Origin of the sequence: Luteitalea sp. (genome assembly GCA_009377605.1) — a bacterium.
Taxonomy (GTDB): domain Bacteria; phylum Acidobacteriota; class Vicinamibacteria; order Vicinamibacterales; family Vicinamibacteraceae; genus WHTT01.
In genome coordinates this window covers 1-7,270 of record WHTT01000160.1, presented here as the reverse complement: position 1 = coordinate 7,270, position 7,270 = coordinate 1, and the positions used below count along the sequence as shown (strand labels likewise).

Below are 7,270 nucleotides of genomic sequence, written 5' to 3'. Positions count from 1 at the left end.
AGACCGAGCGCATCTGGGCGTACTGGCCTGCGATCTTTGCCGTGGTCGGCGCCTTCAAGTTGCTTTCGAGAGAGCGCGGTCAGGTCGTCGCAGGGATCTGCTGGATAGCGATCTCATTGTTGCTACTGGATCTCAAGGTCGGCCTCTTTGGGTATGAGCTCTTCAAAGCAGCACCGGTCCTGCTCATCTTGGCCGGTGGAATGCTCCTCTGGCGCGGCAGGCGACGGGCCGCGGCGCGGGAGGCGTTGCCGCTTGCCGGGCCGGAGCGAGGCGAAGATTTGAGCTTCGTCGCCGTGTTCGGCAATGCCGAGCGGACCGTTGCCTCTCCCCGATTTCGGAGCGGCGAGGTCACCGCGATCTTTGGCGGCTGCGACCTCGACTTCCAGCCCGCGCAGATCGAGGGCGAGGCGGAGCTGAACGTCTTCGCCTGCTTTGGCGGCATCACGATCCTGGTCCCGGAGACGTGGACCGTCGTCAGCCACGGCGTCGCCATTCTGGGAGGGTTCGACATCGACACCGAACGGAGGATGCCAGAGGAAGGCGAGCCGCAGGATACGAGCGGCCCTCGGCTGACCCTCCGGGGCACGGCAATTCTGGGCGGTGTCAACGTAACGAACGAGGACTCCTGGTGGCGCCAAAAACGTCAGCATCGGGACGCTCTCCGGCAGCGCGCGTTCGAACGGGCACAGCGGAAGAGCTAGTGGCCAGTGGCCACTGACCACTACTCAGTATTTGATAGTACCGTGCCTCCGCTGTTCGCGACACCGCGACGGATCGCGATTTACTTCGGCGCCTGGCTCGCACTGGGGCTCTTCCGCGCCGTCCTCCTGGTCCACCAGCCAGGCTTCCCATGGACGATCGCCCTTGCTATCTCCGTACCGCTCCTTCTCTTCTACGGATGCGTGTGTGCGGCAAGCTGGTACATCTGCCGGGCGCAACCGTTGCGCGCCGGGCATATCACGGACAGCCTGAGTGTCCAAGCGCTGGCGGCGCTCGCGGCGGCCGCCCTCTGGGTGGGCGTCGCGGTGGCGTGGTCGGGCGCGCTCGCCAGCTCGATCCCGCCACCCGATGTGCGAGCGTCGCTGTTCTTGTCTGGCGTGATGCTGTACCTGCTCGTCGCGGCCGGCCACTACGTGCACATTGCCGCGGAAGAATCCCGCGCAGCGGAGCGCAATGCGCTGCACCAGGCCGTCCTCGCACGCGAAGCGGAGCTGAGAGCGCTGCGTGCACAGATCAACCCGCACTTCATCTTCAACAGCCTGCACTCCATCAGTGCGCTGACGACTGTCGACCCGCAGGGTGCGCGACTGATGTGCCTGCGGCTCGGCGATTTCTTGCGCCATGGGCTGAAGCACGGCGCAATGGAGGAGATCCCGCTCGACGGCGAGCTCGAGATGATCGAGCAGTACCTGGGCATTGAACAGATTCGGTTCGGGCCGCGGCTGACAGTTCGACGCGAGTACGAGGACGAAACCAAGGCCTGCAGCGTTCCACCGCTGTTGCTGCAGCCGCTGGTCGAGAACGCAATCAAGCATGGCATCGCCACGCTCATCGACGGCGGCACGCTCACGATTCGCACGAAGCGAGAAGGCGAGCGGCTGCAGCTTGCGATCGAGAATCCCTACGATGGGGACTCGCGACAGCGGAAGGGCAGCGGTGTCGGGCTCTCGAACGTGCGAGCACGCCTGCGCATGCGCTACGGGCGTGACGGCATGGTTTCGGTCCACAATATCAACGGCCAGTTCCGCGTCACGCTGGAATTACCTTGGAAAGGGCCACAGGAGGTTTGAGGTTCGTGATTCAAGGGCGAGGAGCCGGAGGTGAGTGATAGTGCGATCCGTGTGATTACCGTGGATGACGAAGAGCTCTCGCGCCAGGTGCTGAGAGAGTATCTGGCTGCGTGTCCCGACGTGACACTGGTCGCCGAGTGCGCCAATGGCTTCGAGGCGGTTCGCGCCGTGAGCGAGCAGCTGCCGGACCTCGTCATTCTCGACATTCAGATGCCGAAGCTCGATGGCTTCGAGGTGCTCCAGCTCATTGGCCCGCGTATCCCCGTTATATTCGCGACGGCGCATGATGACTACGCCTTGAAGGCGTTCGAGGTGCATGCGGTCGACTACCTGCTCAAGCCGTTCAGCCAGGAGCGCCTACGCGAGGCGCTGGCACAAGCCCGAACGCGGATCGCCCAAGGGGAAGGGCAGACGCCACCCGCGCTCGTCGATGAGGTGCAACGGCGCCAGAGGGACCGCCTGCTCATCCGCGACGGTGGCAATGTGCACATCCTCTCCGTCGACGCGCTCGACTTCGCGCAGGCGCAAGATGATTACGTCCTGCTTCGCGCCAATGGCCGCAATTACCTCAAAGAGCAGACGCTCTCAGACCTGGAAGCGTCGCTCGACCCGCAACGCTTCGTGCGAATTCACCGGTCCTACCTCGTCAACCTCGATCGCGTCGCGAAGGTCGAGCTCTACGCCAAGGACAGCCGTGCTGTGATTCTCAAGGACGGTGCCCGCCTCCCGGTCAGCCGCATGGGCTACAGCCGCCTGAGCGAGCGGCTCTGATCGGACTATTGCATCGATGCATCAATGCATGTAGATTCGTAGATATGAAGTCGCTCGCGGCACTGTGCCGTGTGCTCGGCGACGAGCAGCGATTGCGTCTGCTGCGGCTGCTCGCCAGAGACCAGCTCAACGTCAAGGAGCTCACCGCCATCGTCGGTATTGCTCAATCGGGCATCTCACGTCACCTCAAGCTCCTGCGGGACAGTGGGCTGGTGGAAGAGCAGCGGGCGGGGGGCTTTGCGTACTACGGGCTCAGAGCGGCCGACGGCGCCGAGCTGGCCGGACTCCGGGAGGCGCTGCGCGTCGAGCTCGAGTCGGCGAAAGACGAGAGCACGGCCAAGGCCGACGAGGCACGGCTGCGAGAAGTGTTGCGCCTCCGGAAAGAGGAGTTCAAGACTCACGGTGGTGACGCCGGCCAGCTCGTGCCTGGGCGGAGCTGGGCCGCGTGGGCGCGTGCACTCGGCCATCTGCTGCCGGCGCTGGTCGTCGCGGACCTCGGCTGCGGCGAAGGCTACCTCACGGTCGAGACCGCCCGATGGGCGAAACGGGTGATTGCCGTCGATCGATCCCAGGTGGTCCTGCAGCGCGCACGGGCCCTGGCGCGCAAGCGCGGCGTGCGTAACGTGACGTGGCGGCAAGGCGAAATCGAGCAGGTTCCGATCGAGGCTGACAAGGTGGACGTCGCCTTGCTATCACAAGCGCTGCATCACGCGTCCGAGCCCGCGCAGGCGCTGCGTGAAGCGCACCGGATCCTCAAGCCGGGCGGGTATGTCCTCCTCCTCGAGCTACGTGGGCACGATCAGACCTGGGTCCAGGAGCGTCTCGGTGACCAGTGGCTTGGATTTCCCGACGATGCGCTGCGCCGGCTGCTCACGGCTGGCGGCTTCGTAGGCATACGCCTCCAGGTAGGGGCGCGTCTCAAAGGAGACCCGTTCACGGTGCTCATCGCGAGCGCGAGGAAGAAACCGATATGACATCGACAACGCATGCACGGGCGACGTTGGACGCGCTCCTCCGACAGCGCATTCTGGTGCTCGACGGCGCTATGGGCACGATGATCCAACGGCGCCGCCTCTCCGAGGCGGACTTCCGTGGGGAGCGCTTCGCGGCACACTCACACGATCTCAAAGGCGACAACGATCTGCTCGTCTTGACGCGGCCAGATGTGATCACCGACATCCACCGCGAGTACTTCGCGGCGGGCGCAGACATCGCCGAGACCAATACGTTCAACAGCACCGCCGTCGCGCAGTCGGACTATGGCCTGGAAGCGCTGGTTTACGAGCTGAACGTTGCGGCGGCGCGTCTCGGACGTGCGGCGGCCGACGAGTTCAACGCGCGCACACCGGACAAGCCGCGCTTCGTGGCGGGCGCCATCGGCCCGACCAACCGCACGCTGTCGCTGTCGCCCGACGTGAACAACCCGGCGTATCGTGCCATCACATTCGATGCGTTGCGTGATGCCTATGCTGAACAGGTCCGCGGGCTGGTGGATGGCGGCGTCGATCTGCTGCTCGTCGAGACGATCTTCGATACGCTCAACGCCAAGGCAGCCATCGTCGCCATCAAGGAGGTGCTCGAAGAGAGGAAGCTCGATCTTCCGCTCCTGATCTCGGTCACGATTACCGATCGGAGCGGGCGAACGCTCTCGGGCCAGACCATTGACGCGTTCTGGACGTCCATCGCTCACGCGAAGCCGTTCAGCGTAGGTCTGAATTGCGCGCTGGGCGCGCGGGAGATGCGCCCGTACCTCGTCGAGCTCGCCGCCATCGCCCCATGTTGGGTCTTCTGCTATCCGAACGCCGGCTTACCAAACGCCTTTGGCGAGTACGACGAACAGCCAGAAGACACTGCGGCTCTGCTGTGTGAGTTTGCTGAGCGGGGCCTCCTGAACATCGCCGGTGGCTGTTGCGGCACGACACCGGACCACATTCAGGCCATCGCTCGTGCCGTCGATGGGCTGGCGCCGCGCGTTCCGCAGGTGCCCTCGGAACGCTATCCGCAGCTCTCCGGCCTGGAAACGCTCACCATCCGGCCTGATAGCAACTTCATCATGATTGGCGAGCGGACCAACGTGACCGGGTCGCAAAAGTTCATGCGACTCGTCAAGTCGGGCGATTTCAATGCAGCCGTCGACGTGGCGCTCGATCAGGTGCGCGGCGGCGCCAACCTGCTCGACATCAACATGGACGAGGGCATGCTCGAGTCGGCGGCGTGCATGACGACGTTCCTCAACCTCCTCGCGACCGAGCCTGAAGCGGCGCGGCTCCCCTTCGTGGTCGACAGCTCGAAGTGGGAGGTGCTCGAAGCGGGGCTCAAGTGCCTGCAAGGGAAGGGCATCGTCAATTCGATCAGCCTGAAGGATGGCGAAGCGGAGTTCCTGCGCCGCGCCAGGACGATCCAACGATACGGCGCCGGTGTGGTGGTGATGGCGTTCGACGAGCAGGGGCAGGCAGACTCCGTCGCCCGGAAGGTCGAGATTTGTCAGCGCGCATATCGGCTGCTTACCGAAGAGGCGGGCTTCGAGCCCACTGACATCATCTTCGACCCCAATGTCCTCGCGGTGGCCACCGGCCTCGAGGAGCACAACGAGTACGGCACCGCGTACATCGAGGCCACGCGCCTCATCAAGAAAGCGTGCCCCGGCGCACTCGTCAGCGGCGGCATCAGCAACCTGTCGTTCTCGTTTCGCGGCAACGAGGTGGTGCGGCAGGCGATGCATGCGGCATTCCTGTACCACGCCATTCGTGCCGGCCTCGACATGGGCATCGTGAACGCCGGGCAATTGATGGTGTACGAGGACATCCCCGCCGATCTGCTCGAGCGGGTCGAGGACGTGCTCTTCAACCGACGGCCCGACGCCACGGAGCGGCTCGTCGCATTCGCGGAGCAGGTCAAGGGCACCGGCGCACGAAGGGAGCAGGACCTCACGTGGCGTGAGCGCCCGGTGGAGGCGCGTCTCTCCCACGCCCTGGTCCACGGCATCGTGGACTTCATCGAGGCGGACGTCGAAGAGGCACGCCAGAAGTATGCGCGTCCGCTGGCGATCATCGAGGGACCGCTGATGGACGGTATGCGCGTGGTGGGCGATCTCTTCGGTGCGGGCAAGATGTTTCTCCCGCAGGTCGTCAAGAGCGCCCGCGCCATGAAGAAGGCGGTTGCGTACCTCGAACCGTACATGGAGCATGAGAAGCAGGCCAACGGCGACGCGCGGGCGCAGGGCAAGATCGTGCTCGCGACGGTCAAGGGAGATGTGCATGACATCGGGAAGAACATCGTCGGTGTGGTGCTCGCGTGCAACAGCTACGAGATCATCGATCTTGGCGTCATGGTGCCCGCCGAGAAGATTCTGCAGACCGCGGTGGAGCAGCGTGCGGACATCATCGGCTTGAGCGGTCTGATTACGCCATCGCTGGACGAGATGGTTCACTTGGCGGACGAAATGGAACGCCGGCGCTTCACACTGCCGCTCCTCATCGGGGGAGCGACCACCAGCCCCCAGCATACAGCGGTGAAAATCGCGCCCGCGTACGAGCGGGGCGTCACAGTGCACGTCCTGGACGCCTCACGCGCGGTCAACGTCGTGTCCAGCTTGCTCGACGAGCAACAGCAGCCGAGCTTCATGGCGGCAGCACGAACGGAACAGCAACGCCTGCGCGATCAGCACGCGGCCCGGGGCAGCAAGCCGCTGCTCTCGTACGAGGCGGCATGCGCCAATCGCCTCCGACTCAAGTGGGCGCACGAAGAGCTGCCGACGCCAGAGTTCCTCGGTCTACGGAGCGTAGACGACGTGCCGCTCGCGGAGATTGCGAAGTACATCGACTGGACGTTCTTCTTCACGGCATGGGAGCTCAAGGGACGATTCCCGCAGATCTTCGAGCATCCGGCCTACGGCGCCGAGGCACGCCGTGTCTATGAGCAGGGTACGGCGCTACTCGATGACATCATCCGCCATGGGCACATCCAGGTGCGGGGCGTCTACGGCTTCTGGCCCGCCAACAGCGACGGCGACGACATCGTCCTCTACGAAGACGAGGAGCGCGTCCGGGAGATCGCGCGGTACCACATGCTCCGGCAGCAGAGCGTGATGCACGACGACAAGCCGAACAGAAGCCTCGCAGACTTCGTGGCTCCACATGGGGAGGGCCGCGACTATCTCGGCGCGTTCGCCGTGACGGCCGGTATCGGTGCCGATCGGCTCGCGGATCAGTACAAGGCGGAGCATGATGACTACAACGCCATCATGGTGAAGCTGCTCGCGGACCGTCTGGCGGAGGCCTTTGCGGAATATCTGCACGCCCGGGCGCGCCGCGACTGGGGCTACGGGAGCGACGAGCAACTGACTCGAGAAGAGCTCGCCGCAGAGAAGTACCGCGGCATCCGGCCTGCCTTTGGTTATCCGGCCTGCCCCGATCACGGCGAGAAGCGCAAGCTCTTTGCGCTGCTCGACGCGGAAGCGCATGGCATGGGCCTCACCGAGACGTACGCAGTCTGGCCGGCGGCCAGCGTCTGTGGCTTGTACTTCGCGCATCCGGCGGCGCGCTACTTCATGGTTGGCCGGATCGGCCTGGATCAGATCCAGGCGTACGCGCGCCGAAAGGGGATCTCACAGGAGGAAGCGGAGCGGTGGCTGGGGAGCAACCTCTCCTACGAGGTAGCCACACAGCGTCGACCACCGACCCAGCCGATCGGCGCAGCAGATCGAAATG

At 64.6% G+C, this 7,270-nt stretch carries 5 protein-coding genes; all 5 read left to right on the top strand.

Going from position 1 to position 7,270, the window contains the following annotated elements:
* Positions 1 to 701: hypothetical protein (locus GEV06_27705; GenBank protein ID MPZ21645.1), on the top strand; the 701-nt coding region annotated here is incomplete at its 5' end.
* Between the two features lie 42 nt (positions 702 to 743).
* On the top strand, positions 744 to 1,790 hold the full coding sequence (locus GEV06_27700) for a sensor histidine kinase (protein MPZ21644.1): 1,047 nt from the start codon (positions 744 to 746) through the stop codon (positions 1,788 to 1,790).
* 45 nt (positions 1,791 to 1,835) lie between these two features.
* Positions 1,836 to 2,561: a response regulator gene (locus GEV06_27695; GenBank protein MPZ21643.1), complete on the top strand. Its 726-nt coding sequence runs from the start codon at positions 1,836 to 1,838 to the stop codon at positions 2,559 to 2,561.
* 44 nt (positions 2,562 to 2,605) lie between these two features.
* Entirely contained in the window at positions 2,606 to 3,535 is a 930-nt protein-coding gene (locus GEV06_27690; GenBank protein MPZ21642.1) for a metalloregulator ArsR/SmtB family transcription factor, read from the top strand.
* A partial coding sequence (metH, locus tag GEV06_27685) for a methionine synthase (protein ID MPZ21641.1) occupies positions 3,532 to 7,270 on the top strand: 3,739 nt, incomplete at its 3' end. The genes GEV06_27690 and metH, both read left to right, overlap by 4 nt.